13 protein-coding genes and 2 pseudogenes are annotated in these 19,823 nt (G+C 40.8%); 9 read left to right on the forward strand and 6 right to left on the reverse strand.

Features of this window, described 5'->3' with window-relative positions; translation table 11 throughout:
- Positions 1 to 393 precede the first annotated feature (393 nt).
- The 5 genes from pylS to V7O67_RS01705 are packed head-to-tail and all read left to right on the forward strand — an operon-like array spanning position 394 to position 6,340.
- Entirely contained in the window at positions 394 to 1,725 is a 1,332-nt protein-coding gene (gene pylS, locus V7O67_RS01685) for a pyrrolysine--tRNA(Pyl) ligase (RefSeq protein ID WP_406670650.1), read from the forward strand.
- A gap of 9 nt (positions 1,726 to 1,734) precedes the next feature.
- Positions 1,735 to 2,814 (forward strand): methylornithine synthase PylB, encoded by a 1,080-nt coding sequence (gene pylB, locus V7O67_RS01690; protein ID WP_406670651.1) that lies wholly within the window; start codon positions 1,735 to 1,737, stop codon positions 2,812 to 2,814.
- Entirely contained in the window at positions 2,811 to 3,908 is a 1,098-nt protein-coding gene (pylC, locus tag V7O67_RS01695; protein WP_406670652.1) for a 3-methylornithine--L-lysine ligase PylC, read from the forward strand. Before pylB ends, pylC begins: the two co-directional genes overlap by 4 nt.
- A gap of 2 nt (positions 3,909 to 3,910) precedes the next feature.
- Positions 3,911 to 4,696 carry a 3-methylornithyl-N6-L-lysine dehydrogenase PylD gene (gene pylD, locus V7O67_RS01700; RefSeq protein WP_406670654.1) on the forward strand — a complete coding sequence of 262 codons (786 nt, stop codon included), beginning with the start codon at positions 3,911 to 3,913 and terminating at the stop codon, positions 4,694 to 4,696.
- 15 nt (positions 4,697 to 4,711) lie between these two features.
- Positions 4,712 to 6,340, forward strand: a complete 1,629-nt coding sequence (locus tag V7O67_RS01705) for a methylamine methyltransferase corrinoid protein reductive activase (RefSeq protein ID WP_406670656.1) — start codon at positions 4,712 to 4,714, stop codon at positions 6,338 to 6,340.
- A 61-nt stretch (positions 6,341 to 6,401) separates the two neighbouring features.
- Here the strand turns inward: V7O67_RS01705 and V7O67_RS01710 are convergent.
- Positions 6,402 to 7,969, reverse strand: a pseudogene (locus V7O67_RS01710) (DNA-directed DNA polymerase II small subunit).
- Between the two features lie 144 nt (positions 7,970 to 8,113).
- Between V7O67_RS01710 and V7O67_RS01715 the strand changes: the two are divergent.
- Positions 8,114 to 8,674 carry a signal peptidase I gene (locus V7O67_RS01715; RefSeq protein WP_406670657.1) on the forward strand — a complete coding sequence of 187 codons (561 nt, stop codon included), beginning with the start codon at positions 8,114 to 8,116 and terminating at the stop codon, positions 8,672 to 8,674.
- On the opposite strand, the gene V7O67_RS01720 is transcribed toward V7O67_RS01715, so the two are convergent.
- Positions 8,675 to 9,910 (reverse strand): ORC1-type DNA replication protein, encoded by a 1,236-nt coding sequence (locus V7O67_RS01720; RefSeq protein WP_406655975.1) that lies wholly within the window; start codon positions 9,908 to 9,910, stop codon positions 8,675 to 8,677.
- Between the two features lie 826 nt (positions 9,911 to 10,736).
- On the opposite strand from V7O67_RS01720, the gene mfnA reads away from it, so the two are divergent.
- The 3 genes from mfnA to V7O67_RS01735 all read left to right on the forward strand — a co-directional run bounded on the left by mfnA (position 10,737) and on the right by V7O67_RS01735 (position 14,662).
- A complete protein-coding gene (gene mfnA / locus V7O67_RS01725) occupies positions 10,737 to 11,882 on the forward strand; it encodes a tyrosine decarboxylase MfnA (protein WP_406670658.1) in 1,146 nt (381 codons plus the stop codon).
- A 250-nt stretch (positions 11,883 to 12,132) separates the two neighbouring features.
- Positions 12,133 to 13,224, forward strand: a complete 1,092-nt coding sequence (locus tag V7O67_RS01730; RefSeq protein WP_406670659.1) for a CBS domain-containing protein — start codon at positions 12,133 to 12,135, stop codon at positions 13,222 to 13,224.
- Positions 13,225 to 13,252: 28 nt separating this feature from the next.
- Positions 13,253 to 14,662 (forward strand): TraB/GumN family protein, encoded by a 1,410-nt coding sequence (locus V7O67_RS01735; RefSeq protein WP_342303748.1) that lies wholly within the window; start codon positions 13,253 to 13,255, stop codon positions 14,660 to 14,662.
- Positions 14,663 to 14,913: 251 nt separating this feature from the next.
- Here the strand turns inward: V7O67_RS01735 and V7O67_RS01740 are convergent, their stop codons facing one another.
- From V7O67_RS01740 to V7O67_RS01755, 4 genes and pseudogenes are all read right to left on the reverse strand, one after another.
- The gene (locus V7O67_RS01740; protein WP_406670660.1) at positions 14,914 to 16,218 is read right to left on the reverse strand and encodes a hypothetical protein; all 1,305 of its coding nucleotides are present in this window, start codon (positions 16,216 to 16,218) and stop codon (positions 14,914 to 14,916) included.
- Positions 16,219 to 16,501: 283 nt separating this feature from the next.
- On the reverse strand, positions 16,502 to 17,395 hold the full coding sequence (fhcD, locus tag V7O67_RS01745; protein WP_406655994.1) for a formylmethanofuran--tetrahydromethanopterin N-formyltransferase: 894 nt from the start codon (positions 17,393 to 17,395) through the stop codon (positions 16,502 to 16,504).
- Positions 17,396 to 17,506: 111 nt separating this feature from the next.
- Entirely contained in the window at positions 17,507 to 19,183 is a 1,677-nt protein-coding gene (locus V7O67_RS01750) for a hypothetical protein (protein WP_406670661.1), read from the reverse strand.
- Positions 19,184 to 19,223: 40 nt separating this feature from the next.
- Positions 19,224 to 19,659: pseudogene (locus tag V7O67_RS01755) on the reverse strand (HAD-IC family P-type ATPase); the annotation flags it as partial.
- Between the last annotated feature and the right edge of the window lie 164 nt (positions 19,660 to 19,823).

Below are 19,823 nucleotides of genomic sequence, written 5' to 3' on the forward strand. Positions count from 1 at the left end.
TAATAACACCAAATTATGCTATATATTATTCTGTTCTAGAACAAAGTATCCCTTAATATAAGGGTCTAATCCATAGGCGGGGATATGGGTCAGTATCCCTGTACTTCCCAAAAATATTCCTGGTTATGAGATAAGTATATATGATGGGTATATACCATCATATACAAAAACTATAAGTACTGCTGATTATGGACAATATATATATATGTCGATGACCAACATTAACGTGTTTCTTTAGTCGATACAAGTCAGCGACATAAGAATCTATCAATATACCAAAACCAAAGGAAGCGAAGATATGAGATTGAACAACAAAAACCACGATTGGATACTTACGTACCTAGGATTCTAGGAATTGGTACGGAAAAAGGTTAAGATCCAGGAGCTGTTAGCATGGAAAAAAAGCCACTTGATGCACTTATTAGTAAAAACGGATTATGGGTTTCACGTAACGGAAACCTCCACGGGATAAAAGCGTGTGAAACATCCCAGAAATACATCAGAATCGAAATGGATTGTGGAGAAATTATCACTGTACGCAATTCAAAATCAAGCCGATCCGCAAGATCACTTAGGAATCATAAATTCCAGAAACCCTGCAAACGATGTCGCCTTGCAGACGATAGGGTTCAGGAATTTTCAAAGAAAATCGCAAGAAAAAATGATGCAGATATCAAAATCATCCGCTCTTTTCGCTTAGCTCCTGAAAAACCAGTTCAGGAACAAATTTCCGAAACAAAACAGACAGAGGAAATAAAAGCAAACCCTTCTTCTCATCCCCAGGATGAACAAAGGGCTGGGACATTACCTAACAACAATACCAACAACCACAAATCAGCTCCAAAACCAAAAAGGAGCGATTCCAGCCCTTCCAAAAATCCAAATAAGACTTCACAGTCACAATCCAAATCCAAAAAGACCGAGTTCACACCCTCGCAAAAGAACAGAATTCTATCATTGCTCGGACCAGGGGAAATGATATCATTTTCAAAGGAAAAGCGTTCCTTTGCAGAAATGGAATCCGCAATGGTAACAGAAAGGAAAAAAGACATCAGGGAAATCTATGAAAACAGCAGGGAAAACCTGCTTGGAAAACTTGAGAGAACAATAACAGAGTTCTTCGTGGATATGGGTTTCCTTGAGGTAAAATCACCCATACTCATCCCATTCGAGTATATGGAAAGAATGGGAGTCGGGGAAGATAAGAAGCTCTCCGAGCAGATATTCAGGGTCGATGACAATATGTGCCTGCGTCCCATGCTTGCACCCGGCCTGTACAATCATCTGCGCAAATTGGATAATGTACTTCCGGACCCGGTCAGGATTTTCGAGATCGGACCATGTTATCGTAAAGAATCGGACGGCAGCAGCCATCTTGAAGAATTCACCATGCTTAACTTCTGCCAGATGGGATCAAACTGCACAAGAAAGAACCTCGAGTTTCTGATTGATGAATTCCTGGAATTTCTGGGAATTGAGTATGAGATCGTTGCTGATAGCTGCATGGTCTACGGAGAGACCATGGATGTGATGCATAAGAAAATGGAGCTCTCATCCGCAGTGGTCGGACCCATACCCATGGATATGGACTGGGGTATCGATAAACCCTGGATAGGAGCTGGCTTTGGTCTTGAAAGACTGTTGAAGGCAAAACACAATTTCAAGAACATAAAGCGTGCCGCAAGGTCTGAGTCCTACTACAACGGGGTCAGCATAAACCTGTGAGGTGGTAGCATGATTAAAAATATTGACTACCATGGCCTTGACATATTCGCACAGGATATTGTAAATGGCCTTCAGCTCACAGATGCTAACCTAAGAGAACTGCTCTCCCTTACAGAAGAAGAAGACCTCCTAAAATTGCACTATGTTTCAAGGAAAGTCAGAGACCACTTTTTCGAAAATAAGGTCTTCCTCTACAGTTTCGTTTATTTTTCAACATATTGCAAGAATAAATGCACATTCTGCTATTACAACAGATGCAACGATATACAGCGATACCGCCTTGGTATGGATGAGATACGCAATATTTGCAGGACACTGAAAAACGAAAGCATTCACATGGTAGACCTGACCATGGGAGAAGACCCTTATTTCCATGAGCACCCTGAAAGATTCACTGATGTTGTCAAAGCAGTCAAAGAAGAAACCGGTCTTCCAATTATGATCTCACCAGGAGTCATGAATGATGGAACACTAAGCAGACTTCATGAAAGCGGAGCTGATTTCCTTGCACTGTACCAGGAGACACATGACAGGGAACTCTACGGAAAACTGAGAGTAGGACAGTCCTTTGAAGACAGGGTCAATGCACGCAGTTTCGCAAAAAGCATAGGTTACTGCGTCGAGGACGGTATACTGACAGGTGTCGGTAACGACATAGAATCGACCATTAAGTCCCTTAGAGGTATGGAAAACAACAGACCTGACATGGTAAGGGTCATGACTTTTGTTCCACAGGAAGGAACCCCTCTTGGAAAGAAGGACCCGGAGTCAAGCATCGAAGAACTCAAAATAATAGCAATACTGAGACTCATGTTCCCTGACAGGCTCATACCGGCATCTCTCGACCTTGAAGGTATTCCCGGCATGGTACACAGGTTAAATGCCGGAGCAAATGTAGTTACATCCATAATTCCTTCAAACTCAACCCTTGAAGGTGTTGTCAACTATGACAGGGACCTCGAAGAAAGGGACAGGGACCCGAAAAGTGTTATTAAGAGTCTCAAAGCCATGGGCATGGAACCTGCAAGCCAGGATGATTTTAACAAAATTCTGGAAAGGAAACATGAAATCCCGGCGGTACCACTATGAGGAAAATCTGCATCATAGGTGGCAAACTGCAGGGATTTGAGGTAACATACCTTGCACATAAGGCAGGAATGAAAGTAGTCTTGGTGGACCGCAAGGAAAAACCCTTGATACAAAATGTTGTGGACGATTTTCAATGTTTTGACATAATCAGGGAACCTGAAAAACTCAGGGAAATTTCAGAGAATGTGGATGCTATAATACCCGTAAATGAAAACCTGGAGACCATCGAATCCCTGAAAAACCTGAAAGATGGACTATCTTGCCCCCTGCTGTTTGATTTTACTTCCTACTATACCAGCATGGATAAGAAGCGCTCGAAGGATTTCTTTTATTCAATTGACATACCCACACCTGCTGACAATCCCGGATCACCTCCGTATTTCGTCAAACCTCCGTGTGAAAGCAGCAGCGTGGGTACTTCTATAATATACGATGACACAGAGCTGGAAGGACTTGACCCTTCCATGCTGGTGGAAGAGTATGTAGAAGGAGATGTTGTCTCTCTCGAAGTCATAGGTGACGGCAGAAACTACGCAGTTCTAAAGGAAACGAAGATACATATCGATGATACGTACGATTGCCAAATGGTGACTCCCGTCGATAACTATCCTGAGTTCAGAAAAATAAGTTATGAACTGGCAAAAAACCTGAAACTTCGGGGAATAATGGACATCGAAGCAATAGACAGTCCCGACGGGCCTAAAGTGCTGGAGATAGATGCAAGATTTCCCAGCCAGACGCCTACTGCTGTCTACTATTCTACAGGAATTAATCTGGTAGAGATGCTCATGCAAGCGTTTTCAGAAGAAGTTCAAGAGATGGAAATAACTCCTGAGAAGAATTACTGCATCTATGAGCACCTGCTCCTTGATGGTGGAAACCTGAAACCTGTTGGTGAACATGTGCTCTCACAGGGCTACGAATACGTACAGTTCCATGCTTCTGAGGGGCTTGAAATATTCGAGTCAAAGGGAAAGAACAGTGTTTTCACTCTTATAAGCTGGGGAACTGACAGGGAAGAAACTGAAAAAATGAAACAGAGCGGAATGGAAATGATAGTTGAACATTTCCAGATGAAACCACAGGAGGAATAAAAATGGCACTTTTAACACCAGAGGACCTCGAAAACCTGTCGGTACAAATTGAGGAAAACGATGAAATAATAAAAAGAGTCACCGGCCTTAATATCAAAGAAATATGCGAGGAACTGTACGAAACAAAACTTAATTCCCCTAAAATCGGAATTATCCCCATAACAGCAGGAAACGGGATAATCAGCAACTTTACTTCATCATTGCTTTTCATAGTGCAGTATTTCGGGCTTGAAGGTTTTATTACAGAACATCCTGACATTACAGGCTATCATGAAGCTGTTTCCCAGGGTGCTGACATTTTACTGATGGCAGATGACCATATCTTTGTTGCACATAACCTACGCAACGAGAAGATAGTTAGCAATCATGTTGCAACCGGAGTGATATATGCTGAGATTGCATCAAAATTCAAAGAAGCTTCTTCAAAAGATATACTTGTCATTGGCCTCGGAAGAGTAGGTTATGCAGGAGCAAGCCATCTTGTGAATAAGGGTTTCAATGTTTATGCCTGTGATCCTAACAAGGAATTCCTCAGGAAAGCTGTCGACGAATTAGGCATAAAACCCTACTGCAGTGATGACCGCAAGAAATTCTCTATGGTACTTGAAGCTACACCAAATGCCGATACCATTTCCGAAGGCATGATTGAGGAAAGATGCCTGGTCTCGACTCCCGGGATACCCTGCGGCTTACCTCCCCAAATAGGAAGTAAATATCGTGTTGACCTTGTTATGGAACCCCTTGTGATAGGAGTTGCTTCAATGTTATATTCCGTAATTCAAAACTAACGGAGTGTCAAGAAAATGTACGTAATTGCACTGGACCTTGGAACTAGCGGTTTCAGATCACAGCTAATCGATCTTGAAAAGCAGGAAACCGTCAAAACAGTTATAACTATGGGTCATCCTCTTCCCGGAGGGAATGTGATGGACCATCTGGATTTTGCTATCACTACCGGTGCAGATGTGGCACACAGGCTTATGATTGAGACAGTGAAAGAAATACTGAAAAAATTTGCAGTCAAGCCTGAAGAGATAGCAAGAATAGCGATCTGCGGAAACCCCATCCAGCTCTCAATCTTCCAGAACCTGGAAATCAGGGATCTTGCATACGCAGGAAAGAACAAACTGGCTGCCCTGGGTGTCGAAGACGTCAAGAGGGAGGCAAGGATTTTTCCCGCAAACGAGATTTTCAAGGATATCTTCGAAATGGACAACTGTGAGATCGTTGTACCGCCTGCGATCAAACATGAGATCGGGGCCGATGCCCTTGCCATGATGCTGGAAACTGATTTCATCCACCAGGAAGAGACATGTCTTGTAACAGACTACGGTACCAATGCAGAAATGGCATTAAAGATAGGTGACCGGATAATGACTGCAAGTGCGGCTGCAGGTCCTGCAATCGAAGGTCAGGGAATAGACTGTGGAATGCTTGCAGGCCCAGGGGCTATAAGCGATGTCAACAGCGAAGGGAAGCTGTGGCGACTAACTGTTCTCGATGATACCATGAACCCTGTAAAAGGACCTCTCGTAGATCCTATTGTGGGAGATACCATTGAAGGCTGCATGATAATACCCAAAGGGATCACCGGTACAGGAGTTATCTCAACAATAGCACTTGCATTGAAAGAGGGGCTCATAACAAAGCTACCTGAACTGCCCAATGGGAAATTAATACTCGGCGACGGTATAGTAATAACAGAAAAAGATGTAGAAGAAGTTGGAAAAGCAATCGGGGCCATCAGGGCGGCACATATGACTTTGATGGTTGAGGCAGGCATGGAATACGAGGACCTTAAGTACTCATACATGTCCGGAGCAACCGGCACATATGTAGACGCTGAAAAAGCAAGACATATAGGCTCTGTTCCTGGTTTTTCCAAAGGAATCATCCAGTTCGGTAACACTTCTATAGGGCTCGCAAGAAAGCTTGCCATCGACAGCTCCAGGCTTGAGGAAGTTAAAGATGTTGCGGAAAAGATAAAGGCCGACCATTTAATGATGGCAACCAGCGAGACATTCAAGGACATATATGTCTGTGAACTTTCAACATGGCAGCATGGTATGCCACATGAAATGTACAACCAAATGCTGCAAATGTATAATATCACACCTTTCCCGGAGGACCGCGAAGATGTGGAAATTGAAAAGAGGGTCATCAGGGACATTGATGATGTTGGGACTTTTGGTCTTGATATTGTAGCAAATATTGGAATAATACTTGAAGCTCCGGTGGAAAAATGCATACTTTGCCACAAATGTGAAGAGGAATGTCCCGAGGATGCAGTCATAATTGTTGAAAAGGAAGGAAAGAGATTTGCCAATATCGACAGCCAGCATTGCCTGGGAACCAGTTGCAGACGATGTGTCGCCATCTGTCCCGAGCAGACCATAAACCATAATATACTGAAAATACAGGAAAAGAAGTAAAAAGTGAGAGTTTACTGATTTTCTATTTTCAGTATTTAGTTCTACTGGAAACTAAAGATAATCACTCATCAAATTTCAAAATTGTTGTTTTGAGGGTTGCCAAATCAACCACTGGAACCTGTGCAGGAGTGGGAACGACATTCATCCTTTTCTGAAACTCAGTCTGGTCCTGCCATGTGCCTGAGTTTATGAGCAGTACATTCTTGTACCATTCTATACCCACAGTATGAACGTGACCGCAGTGTAGTATATCAGGTACCTGGTTTAGTACGAAATGATCATTCTTTTCAGGTGCAATGGAAACACGGCTCCCGTACATAGGTGAGAGATGCCTGAATTTCATCATCTCGACCATGCCCTTGGTAGGCGCGTGATATGATACACCAGGTACAGCAGCTACCAGGTCATCGATGGATCGACCGTGATAAATCAGTATCTTCGCACCGTCCAGATCCACCATTGCAGGATTGCCCACGAAGGTTACATTGGAAGAAAAATCAGCTCTTATGCACTCAGGTAATTTGGGCTGGGGTTCTGCCTGGCGTACAGCATCATGGTTTCCAGGAGAAATGATGATCCTTATGTGCTTTGGGATCTCGTCAAAATATTCGGCAGCCCTTTTGTACTGGTCATATACATCAGGAATATTGAGCTCATTATCCTGTCCGGGGTAAATACCAACTCCGTCGACAAGGTCACCTGCAACTACAAGGTATCGCACTTCCCTGGAAATTGAGGCAAGAGCTTCATTGTCAGTATCTCCTCTTAAAAAATCTATGAAACGTTCCCACGGCTCATCCATGAAAGTAGAGCTACCCACATGTACATCGGAAGTGAGCACTGCTTTCCCAAAGCTGACACTCTTTTTGGCCATGCTGTTTGGCAGGTCGGGAAGAATTATCTTCTGAGCTATCATGAGTTTCCCATCATTTGTGAGGATTCCTGAAAAGCCCACTACCTCGTCCAGTACGAGATGTGTGGCCTGTTCATAAAGCTCCTTATCCGCCATGCGCACAAGCACCGAAAACAAACCAGTGGGGTCCTCGACCTCCAGGATCTTATGGCCATTACTGGTACTTTTAATATTTGATATCATACCGATTACAGAGATCTCTCCAGCTTCCTTACTTCCCCTGAAATTGCTTCTTTTACCTGTTTTCAGACTCTCTATAGGACGGGCATTTACTCTACCTCGAATTATTTCACTTAGCCTGCTGTAACGATTCCTGAAAAACTGGACAAATTCCATGTATTCCCCAACGCAGGTGGAATTGTCAGAGATGTCTGAAACGATAGATACAGGATTATCAGATAGCAAACATTACTGGAAGCATCTGTTGAGCTGCTTAGTATCTGATAAGAAGGATCATAAGCATTTTTGAATACCTCATTCTGTGAACTTAGTTCCGAAGATGATTTGAAACTTTCTTCTCCCTCAGAAGGCATATCACTAAATCCTTCAAGGTCAATATGGTCAACATCAATTACAAGCACGGAAAGATCGATATTCTCCAGTATGTATGCAACAAGTTCCTTAGGAGAACAGTGGGAGCATATGAGTTCCACTGCTTCGGAACTTATCTGATAGCCTTCTTCGACAAAAACCGTAAGGACATCAACTTCATTCATAATAATAACAGGTTAAAATGTAGATCATATTACAATAAAATAACTTACAAAATGATTTTAAACCATAAACATTTTATTTTTTGCAAATATACTCCTTAAATCATAAATACATTCTTTCATTTGGCCAGAATATAGGTAAAAACAATGAACTTAAAAGACACTTTTCATAATTTCAAAGAAAGTGATAACTTCTTTGTTTCACTTGCTAGGGACATTCTAACTGTCCTGTTAGCCGTCTTGATATTTGCCTCTTTTTCACAAATAGTCTTTGGAATGTGGACACCCATGGTTGCCGTTGAATCCGGAAGCATGGAGCCCCATATGAATGTCGGTGATATCATTTTCATCAAAAGTATTGACCGCACAGAGGTCGTAACCTATGAGGAAGGTATGAACGATTTCAGCTCCTTTGAAAGTTATGGAAACGTAATATTGTACAAACCCTATGGACAGGAGGGAGTCACGCCTATTATCCACAGGGCAATGTATTATGTTGAAGAGGGAGAACCCATGTGGGAAGGAGGACCAAGCGCACCACATTCCGGTTATATCACAAAAGGTGACAATGAAGTAACGAACAAATACTATGACCAGCAAGGTCAGGTAAGTTACCTTTTGCCCGTGAAAGAAGAATGGGTGATAGGTGTTGCAGAGTACAGAATACCCTATCTTGGATATCTGAGACTGATGCTCCCAAGCTTTTGATCATAAATGAAGTTGAGTCGTCATTACAGGTTTAAAACCATCCAGCGGTTTTAACCTGTAATCTTCAAACAAAACTTTTTTCGTACTTGTTATGGGCACACTCAGGACAATTTCCTTTGTCCTGCCATATCTTCCCTTACTTACTACCACTGCATTGACGATACCCAACATGTCAAGCTCCGACATCAGGTCAGTTACCCTGCGCTGGGTAAGAATATCCATATCTACATGAATGCAGAACTGACGATAAACATTATAGACTTCACCTGTAGTGACGTTTCTGTAACCATTGTTCCTTAAGAGCATGACACTATAGAGAGCAAGTTTTGACTGGGTAGGAAGTGTACGCACAACTTCAACAACACGGTCAATCTCGATTTTTTCCTGAGCATTCTTGACATGCTGCTCCTCAACCTGAGACCTGTTTTCGCGTTCTGCGATCTCGCCTGCAACTCTCAGAAGATCCAGTGCGCGTCTTGCATCACCATGTTCCTGAGCAGCAAATGCAGCGCAGAGGGGAATTACCAGTTCATCAAGTGCGTCTTCTTTATACGCTATCTGTGCTCTTTCATGAAGGATATCACTTATCTGATCAGCATCATACGGAGGGAAAATAATCTCTTCTTCACCGAGAGAACTTTTAACTCTTGGATCCAGGAATTCGGTGAATTTCAGATCGTTTGAAACACCTATCATGCTTACTTTTGCCTGCTCAAGATCTGTGTTTATACGGGAAAGATTGTAAAGAACATCATCACCTTTTTTGATCAACTTGTCTATCTCGTCAAGAATTATGATAATTACCTGTTTTTCAGAATCAATAGCTTCCTTGAACTTTGCAAAAACCTGATCTGTAGGCCATCCGGTCATCGGGACATCTTCCCCGAACTGCCTTGAAAGATTGGCAAGCAACCTATACTGAGTATCTATAACCTCACAATTCAAATATACAACTTTACAGGAAGTACCAAGAGATTCCCCTTTTCTCTCCAGTTCAATACCCACATGTCGGGTAACAGCTGTTTTTCCCGTACCAGTCTTACCATAAATAAGAATATTTGAGGGAGTATCTCCTCTTAAAGCGGAAACCAGAATTGAAGCAAGACCGTTTATCTGGTCATCCCTATGGACTAAAGAATCCGGTGTATAGGAATGCCTCAAAACCTCCTTGTTCTTGAAGATTGGCTCGCTCTCCAATAATTCCTGAAATAAACCATCCAACGACTTATTCTGCATTTGCTTATTTCACCCTATCCTAAAAATTTAAAGATTTTATAACGCATCTATGTAGAAGATAACAATCAATAATGTGATTGGTTTTATTCTCTCTGTTCCAAAGGATACATAGGAAGAGTAGGTTATTAATGGTTATGGTGAAGACCCCTTTACTTCAAATGGAACTAGATATAAAAAAGATATGATGTTAAATAATCAGTATGCACAAAAACATTTAAAAAAATATAATAAAAGGTGTATATAAACAATTATGTTTCTCATGGAAATAACCCCTTTGTTTCTACTGGAGTGTTTATAAACCAGAGTGACCCTATGATTTCAATTGGAAGACGAAAAAAAGATGTTGAACACTTTTTTAAAAATTTCAAAAAAAAAGATTTCAGTGTTACTATCTCAATAATCATATATATAATTGTCTCTCAAAAAGATGAGTTTTTTAATAAAAATAGATTTTAGTCCTTTTTTTATGCATGTTCCAGTTGAAACAATGGGGTAGCACATATTACTACATTTTTTAAGAATGTATAACCCAATTACAACCTAATTAAATTTAGTATTTAAAAGTTCCACTTGAAATGATGGGGTCAGACTACCAAATTAGAAACAAATTTTTAATCCTTTATCAAGTTAAAATAATGTAGAATCAATTATTTGAATTCTAATATCATATAGCTCAACAATTCTAATACAACATATCTTATTGACCCTAAGCTAATCACATTTCAAAATAAAAACTTAAAAAAGTTTTAAAATTTATTGCAATAAAAGTTATCTGGTTATTTCGTAACACAATTCTTTTAAACATCTTCTATTATTCATATAGCAAATGAAAGAAACCGGCCTATCTGAAGAGAAAATAAGAAATATTTTAGACGATTCAAAAAGGCAAGACCTCAAATATGAACACGTATTGAGTTCCATGTGTACTTACCCACATAGAATAGCAGTAGAAGCTCATATGCAGTTCATAGAATCAAATATGGGTGATTTTGGTCTTTTTCAAGGTACTTATAATTTGGAAAAAGAAGTACTTAGTATGTTAAGTCATCTTTTGCATCATCCTGATGCATCAGGCTATACAACTACAGGTGGAACTGAATCGAATATCCAGGCCATACGTTCCATGCGAAACCTTTTCCTTCAAAGATCAAAATGCGATAAACCCAATCTTGTTGTTCCGGATTCAGCTCATTTTTCTTTCGATAAAGTATCTGATATTCTTGATGTAGAATTAAGAAAAGCCAGTCTTGATGAACATCTGAGAGTATCTATTGACTCGGTTAACTCTCTTATAGATGAGAATACTATAGGTCTTGTTGGCATAGCAGGGTCAACGGAATTTGGTCAGGTCGATCCCATTGATAAACTCTCTGAAATTGCACTAAAAAATAATATTTTTCTGCATATTGATGCTGCTTTTGGTGGATTTGTACTTCCATTTCTTGAGGAGGTATATAAATTTGATTTCCTATTACCAGGTGTAACATCAATAGCAATTGACCCACATAAAATGGGTTTGAGTACAATACCATCCGGTGTTCTTCTATTCAGAAGTTCTGATTTTCTTGAAAGTCTCAAGGCAGATACTCCTTACCTGACAGTTTCGACCCAATATACTCTTACAGGAACCCGAAGCGGGGCGGCTGTTGCAGCGACTTATGCGGTTATGAAATTCCTTGGAAAAGAAGGTTACAGAAAAATGGTTTCAGAGTGTATGGACTTAACCCATTATCTCCTGAAAAAACTTGCAGACATGGATGTCCATCCATTAATAGAACCTGTAATGAATGTAGTTGCACTGGAAGTTCCAAAATCAGATATTGTCAGAAGCAGGCTGGCAAATGAATTCAACTGGCAGGTTTCGATAACCCAGAATCCTCATGGTTTACGTCTTGTGATAATGCCTCATGTAACTTTTGAAATGATAGATTCTTTTGTGCAGGATCTAAAACAGGTTCTTCAAACAATTTAATCTGCTTGAAACTTAAAGTAAAAACCGGATATTTGAAAAATAAAAATTGAGAGGGGAAAAGGCTGATGACACCATGCCTTGAAACGTGTAAGGCGTGTGTGCATCTTGCCCGTCTTAAGCTAAAATAGATCATTTTTATATATACTCTTAAGCCAAGCAGGGTGAAAGTATTCTATACATATCATTCTATGGATTTAACTTCAAATAAAAATTAGATAAAGATAAATATGAATCCATCTAACATGTTGTCATGAATACTTCATTGAAGATTGGAAGCATTATGGGTATACCTGTAAAACTCCACATTACTTTTTTGCTGATTCTTCCTGTTTTTGCTTTAGTATTTTCTATCAATGAGCCACCTCTTGGTTTTGCAGGAACGACTCCATTGATCCTGAATTATGCACTCTCTCTTCTGACAACAATTCTGCTTTTTGTCTGTATACTTTTGCACGAACTCGGGCATTCTTATATCGCAAAGAGTTATGGTGTTGAGATCAAGGACATTACTTTGCTGTTGTTTGGTGGTGTCTCTTCTATGGAAGAGATTCCCAGAGAACCTTCCCAGGAGCTGAGAATGGCGTTCGCAGGTCCTTTCGTGAGTTTTGTAATTGGTTTTGGTCTTCTCGCATTGCACATAATGGCAATTTCATTCATTCCATCGTACAGTGGTACTTCTATTTATCTGATGGTGGGAATCCTGGCTTCTATTAATATAGTACTTGGGCTTTTTAATCTCCTGCCTGCATTTCCGATGGATGGCGGACGTCTTCTCAGGGCATGGTATGCAAAAAGAATGAGTTACATCAAGGCCACTCATTATGCAGCCAGTTTCGGGAAGATATTTGCGGTTATGATGGGATTGTTTGGCCTGTTCTTCAATCCCTGGTTGATTCTTATAGCACTTTTTGTCTATATCGGTGCTTCCGAGGAGGACAAACAAACAACTGTGACAATAGGTCTTGAGAAGCACAAGGTTGAAGATGTAATGTCAAAGGAAGTGGTCTCCGTTCTCCCTGAAATGACAGTAGAGGATCTCTCACATTTCATGTTCGAGAACAAACATCTGGGTTATCCTGTAATTCAGGGCAACTCTTTAAAAGGGATTGTGACATTTACAGATATACGCAACATTCTTCCAAATGATCGTTTTGCGACCCTTGTATCTGATATTATGACAAAGGATGTGATCTCATTATCTTCAGGTGCCAATGCGGCAGAAGCTTTCAAAATAATGACTGTCAATAATATAGGGCGTGTTCTGATAGCAGACGATGATGATGTAAAAGGTATCCTTTCTAGAACAGATCTTATGCGATTGTTAATGTTAGAGAGTGAATAGTTTTAGTAGTCTTAAAAGAGGATCTACATTGAAAAATGATAATTTGAGTGATTCACAGGAAAATGTTTCCACCTACAATTACAATACCAGTGGCGGTAATTTGTACTCGGGAGAGGATTCTGGAGAATCATCATTTTCAAGCTCAGGCCCAACTGAGATCGAAGTGATAAAAGAATTAATAGAGCCTGAAGAAGCAATTTCAGGTTCAGATTCTGAAGATATTAAAAAGCCCACTGAGATTATACTTGTGGGAACAGCCCACGTATCTGAGAAGAGTGTCAGGGAAGTAAATGCGGCAATAGATAGGGAAAAACCGGATATTGTTGCCGTGGAACTTTGCAGACCAAGGTATGAGGCCATCAAAGGCAATGTTCAAAATAGTGACATACCTGTAAAAGAACTTCTCAAAGAAGGAAAGGTCTATTTCTATCTTGTACACATGCTGCTGGCTCATATCCAGAAGAAATTCGCTGATGACATGGGTGTGCAACCTGGTGCTGAAATGATAAGTGCTATTGAGGCTGCAGAAGCAAGTGGTGCACAGATTCTTCTTATTGACAGGGATATTCAGATTACTTTGCAGCGTTTCTGGGGCAAGATGGGTTTCATTGAGAAACTGAAGATGCTTGCAGGCCTTATAGCTGCAGTTCTTGGCATAGGTGGTACCAAGGATATTGATATAGATACGATCACAAACCAGGACATGGTTTCCATGCTTGTGGAAGAGTTCAGGGAATCATCACCAAATGCTGTCAAGGTTCTTATTGATGAAAGGGACGCATACATGGCTAACAATCTTGTGCGAGCCGCAGTTGGTGGTAATAAAAAGATAGTTGCTGTTGTAGGTGCGGGCCACAGGGCAGGTATCCAGCGTTATCTTGAGAATCCCAAGACCATCCCCACGACTAATTATGCAGTAGAAGCTCCAAAGAAGCGATTCAATATAATGAAAATATTTGGTGCCGCAGTTGTAGCACTTGCCCTTGGAACATTTGCTCTTCTTATTCTATCCGGAGTTTCTCTTGAGAGCCTAGCTATTGCTTTTGCATGGTGGTTCATAATCAATGGGGTGCTCAGCGCCGCCGGAGCGATAATCGCAAGAGGACATCCTTATTCAGTACTTACTGCATTCTTGGTTGCATGGCTCACATCACTGAACCCAATGATAGCAGCCGGATGGTTTGCGGGTCTTACAGAAGCCAAATACCGAAAACCTACTACCGATGATTTCAAGGAACTGGTTGAGATCGAGACCACTAAAGACATGATGAACAATAATCTCTTCCGTGTCGTATTGGTAGCATCTCTGGCTAATCTGGGTAGCATGCTTGGAACATTCATTGGTATACATGTCATGCTTCAGGTCACAGGTGCTAATCCACAAGAAATCATTCAGAATGGTATTAGTGCAGGACTTATGGCTATTGGAATGGGATAAATCTTAGTTCTTAAATCTCAATCCATTTTTCTTTTTTGGATACGTACACTCAATTATTTTTGTAACTATTCAGCCTGATAAAAACACTATCAATAGCAATCTTGACAAAAAGTTGAGACCTACATTTTATTAGGATCATTAATTTTGATTGTTGCCATTGATTGCTTTTTTGATTCTTAGGTTGTTAGTGAGCAAACATCTCCGTTTTGATTAAATCAGTATCAATAGGCTAATTGTGGTAGGCTGAATAGTTACTTATTTTTTTTAATACCAATTTCCTCAAACTTGTCCGCAAGCCGGTAAGATATATCGGAAAGATAAACAGTTGCCCATGCAGCTGCAAGGATAGCTCCCAGCAGGTTGAATAACAGGTCTACCATTGTGTCGTTAATACCATGTTGAGCCAGTACTGCTTCGTAGCCTAATTCTGAGCTAATTCCTCCGCTAAGGAATTCAAAAATTTCCCACAGGACACCGGTTGCCAGCACAAAAAGCAGGATGAAAAGGAACAGCACTTTTGGTGGTATAAAAATATCATTGGAATAGATATCTATAGCCCTTATAATTGTGTACCCCGCAGTTGCTACAATGCTGGCTGAGAGGACATGGGTTATATTATCCCATCTTGCAATGCTCTCATAGAACGCAAAAGTCCCGATGGAATGCAGGAAAATGGCGAGTGTTATCCACAGTGTCAGTCCTGTATAATGTGGAATATCAAATTTGCGTGTGATAAAATACGGTATAAATGTGATAGCCAAACCTGCGGCTGCATTTATGGTTGTGGATAGATCCTTTAGAAGGATTCCTGCTATCAGTAATATGAAAAGGCATATCTGCATGATTTTTGCTGCAAGTTTTTGTTTATTGCTAGAGATGCCGAGTAACTTGCGGATAGGTGCAGGCGGCCTGGATGTAATGTAATTAGATGCTTCTTCAGACATTTGGATAGGAATCTCTACATTACCGATAGATCCACCTGGCCTGAAGTACCAACCGAATATGAGTCCAGCAACAATACCCGCTATTGCAGCATAGATGAACTCATGCATCATAGCACTATTTATGGCATCAGATGTCTGATTGTTGAGGATATAACTGGTACCCAAATTCATGTCTAAAAGCCACTGTATCAAGTGCCAGAGGCCTGACATTGCAAGTGTCACGATAAGCACAAGGAGTATGGCAAATTTGTAATTCATTTTTACAGCAGTGAACCAATTAATCTCAGCCGCCAGCAGCAGAGCGATGGTAGCTACTGAAAGATAGAATGGTATGCTGGTGGAAAAGAAATAATAAGCCGTCGTACTTCCGACAATGGGTATGATTGCTAATACTATAAAGTACCACGAAGGCATAATTGAGAGCTTGCGCATTATAATTGCAGGAGCTATTATTATGCAGATCACAAAAGCAATAAGTATGGTCCACATGAACCTGCCGTAGATAAAATTCCCGATACACAGCAGTGAAAGCAGTAGTACCATTGACCAACCAGCTAATGCATTAAGAGCTGTGTTCTTTAGAAGCTTGCTTAGTTTGTCTATTGGTTCCATAGCAATCTGCCTTAATGATTTTTGAATGAATCCTAATTAAACTAAGTTATTCATCTGGAATTGGGAACTTGATGATTTATGGCTGCTTCACTATAACAATCTATAGAATCAACTATAATCTGTATTATTAAATGCTTCAATCCAGTTTTCTACAAGTTCCAATGGATACATATCTAACAGCACATTAGTAAATGTGAAAGATATAAACCTATGGAATTCAAAGATTCTGCCGGAAATACGGAATAGACTAAGATAAGGAAAAAAAAAGAAAAAGAAAAGACCCTCACACGAGGTCTTTCAGGTGGAACTGGTATTTACCGAGCTTTCCGCCATAGTTTCCTGCTGTTATCTTTGAAACGCCAGGAACTGCGATAGCTGCTTCAATACCTGCTTTTGTAGCTTTCTGGATAGAATCCTCGTCAAGGCCGTTGATGACAAGTTCGTATACTGCTTTTACACCTTCAGGTATCTGGGTGTCTTCAACCTTGTCCCTGATGGATGGGCAGAACTTCTCGTTTGCTGTTGCTTTCATGAACTTGTAGTTGTTGAAACCTGCCTTGGAACCACTGGCGACGATTCCGCCTGGGAATGGAGTGATGGTGCCTTCAAGGTCCTTGATAGCGTCCACTGCAACCTCTGCTGCTGTGAGTGCTGTCATCTGGCTGTCACCGAAGATGAAGAAGTTACCACCTGCGATACCTGCAACAGCACCGATGTTCTCTTCTACGAGGAAATCGCCTTCCATGATTGGGATGCTGTACATCTTGCGGCCACCAACTTCAGTCTCGGATTCCATACCGTCACCGAAGAATTTGAGTTTGAAACCTACGTTAAACTGCTTCTCTGCATCTGGAAGACCATTGAAGACAGCTGTGGTTGGTGCCGTAAGCACACACTGTCCGAGGCGCTCAAGTAACTGGTGTTCAAGTGATTCGTATCCGAAGGTGCAGATCTGGATGTAAACACCAGGTCTTCCGTCAGGTGTCTCATCAGGACCCACGAACTTTTCAATACCTGCTTCTGCAGGGCACATGATAACAGATGTACCGAATCCTGTTGCTTCCAGGGCGGCTATCTCTGCCCAGCGTTTTGTAGCTGCGGTTATGAGAACCCTTGCAATCTTGATCGGAAACGCTTCTGCGAAAGTATCTTCAATTTCTACTCCGTTGATTTCCATGATAATCCCTTGGTTTAAATTAAAATTATAGTTGTGAACATATTACATGCCACCTAACTATAGCAATATTAGAATACAATGACAGTACATATAATCTTCGAAAAGCCGGTTTTACTTGCCGCCGGAGTTATTATAGGTCTTCTCGAACAGTGCGAACATTTCCCTGTCCATTTCTCTGTATTTTCCAAGTTCTAAAACAGCTTCGTTCACAAAAATGGAAATAGAATCAATATTTGAAAGTTTCGCAAAGCTCTTTGAAGAACTTGCAGTGGATTCAACCATCTGTTCCTTGATGGATATCTCACAAACTGCGAGTATTGAATTAACAGCATTTGATGCCTGTTCTTCAAGATTATTATCTGCCGCAACCGTGCAGAAATATTCCATAACCGGAATGATCCTTGAAACATTATCATCAGAATGTTTTCTTGCGGCAACAATTCCGATATCTTTTAAAGCTGCTGTTACATCGACTACAGAACTCTTTCCAAATATTTCTCCAATTTCTTTCAATGTCTCTATTACTTTATCAAGACAATCATGCCTTTTCAGATTAGGATATTCGTGAATCGTTTTTATTCCAATGTCTCTTAGTGTATAGATGATTAGTTTTTTCAGATGGTCCTGATCCTTACTATCAACAGTTCTTGCAAAATCAATAAGGACTTTCCTGATATTCTCAAGAGTAGCAGTATCCCTGTTTACTGCAGCATCAAGAGCTATCTTCTTCAAGAGGACCACTGAATTCTCGGTGGGCTCCGACATCTCTTTTTTCGCAGATGAGATTCCGATGTCACCGGTTGCAATCGAAAGTTGATGCATGGGGGTGGATACTACCTTATTGGTAACGATATTAACAAGGTCTTTTGGGCTTTTTGAACGTTTGATCAATGCCAGTTTATCCAGCTGTGAGAAATGTTCTCTTTCCCTGTACATTTCAAAAAAACTGGTCATACTGTTTATGGTATGCAACGTGAAACTCTCTATATCTGCCTTTGAACACTGTTTTCCAATAGAACCAAAAGCATCGATAACTTCTATCAGTGCAAATCTATCCTTTTCATCCCCTGCAAGGATTGCAAGCTGGTACAGGTGCGCATTCAAGTGTTTTATGATGAGAGCTTTGTTCCCGCTTGATGCCAAAACTTTTGTACATATTTCAGGTATCTTTCTGATACCTACGGTTGAAACAAAGTTATCCTTGTTCCGAATGGCCCCACGTATAAGATCGATAACAGGTTGTAGAGGGTCGATATTTCCTGTCCCGGTTTCCAGTTTTCTGTAGCTTTCATTCATATCATATATTTGCAGGTCTCTGGTAAACTTTTCAAAATCAAGTTTGACAGTTTCTGTCCTAAGGTAGTCAGCTAAAAGGAAAGCTAATACTGACAGGATAAAACAATATGTAAGGAGAATTACCATACCTGTTGGCCTGAACGTTCCCAGAAAATGCATGATCGATGCTGCAAGAGCAAATGTTCCGATAGTATAGGAAAACATGTCAGTCAAAGCATCTTTCTTACCGGCCAGCCAGAGGGATGCGATCCAGAAAAGTGCAAAACAGATTACAAGAACGATATTGTTCCAGAAAAAGTCCATTTGCTGGTCAATGAGTAAAGTTGCGATGAAAGCAAGCTGGATTACCAGTGCTCCAATAGCAAGATCAGCACCTACATCCCTGAGGTTTATTTTCAGGTAATTCTTTATAAGGATGTTTGCAAAAAGAAAAATTGATATTACACCACTTATTAGGGCTGTGTCAATGATATCTGGTATCAGGATCTGCATGAGAATATATTGTACATGTTTATTTATATATATATTGAAATTATACGGCACTTCTGTCCCTGTCAATGGTCAGCAATCTGGCATTTATAGCGACTATAATCGTGCTCAATGACATAAGTACTGCTCCGGCAGCAGGTGATAACAATATTTCATGCTGGAAAAGCACCCCTGCTGCAAGTGGAATTGCCAGGGCATTGTAGCCTGTAGCCCAGAAAGGATTCTGTATAATCTTGCCGTATGTTGTGCGGGAAAGATCGATGATTGTCATAACATCAAGAGGATTGCTCTTTACAAGTACGATGTCCGCGGTTTCCACTGCAACATCAGTCCCCGCCCCAATGGCTATTCCGATGTCTGCCTGTGCCAGTGCAGGCGCATCATTGATACCGTCCCGACCATTGCCACAGTAAGTCCTCTCTCCTGAACTTCCTTAATTCTGGAAGCTTTTTTTCTGGAAGAACCCCTGCAAATAATTGAAGGATGATAAGAGAAGAATCGATATGGTCAATGCAAGCGATATCCAGAACCTGTTCCTGAAATCATGAACCATCTTTGCATGGTGATTGGAATGTCCCTGATGCCCTTGATGTTCCATGTGTTCTTCATGCTCATTCTCATGTCAATTCATTGCATGCTCATC

It is taken from the genome of Methanolobus sp. ZRKC4 (assembly GCF_045291305.1).
Lineage (GTDB): Archaea > Halobacteriota > Methanosarcinia > Methanosarcinales > Methanosarcinaceae > Methanolobus.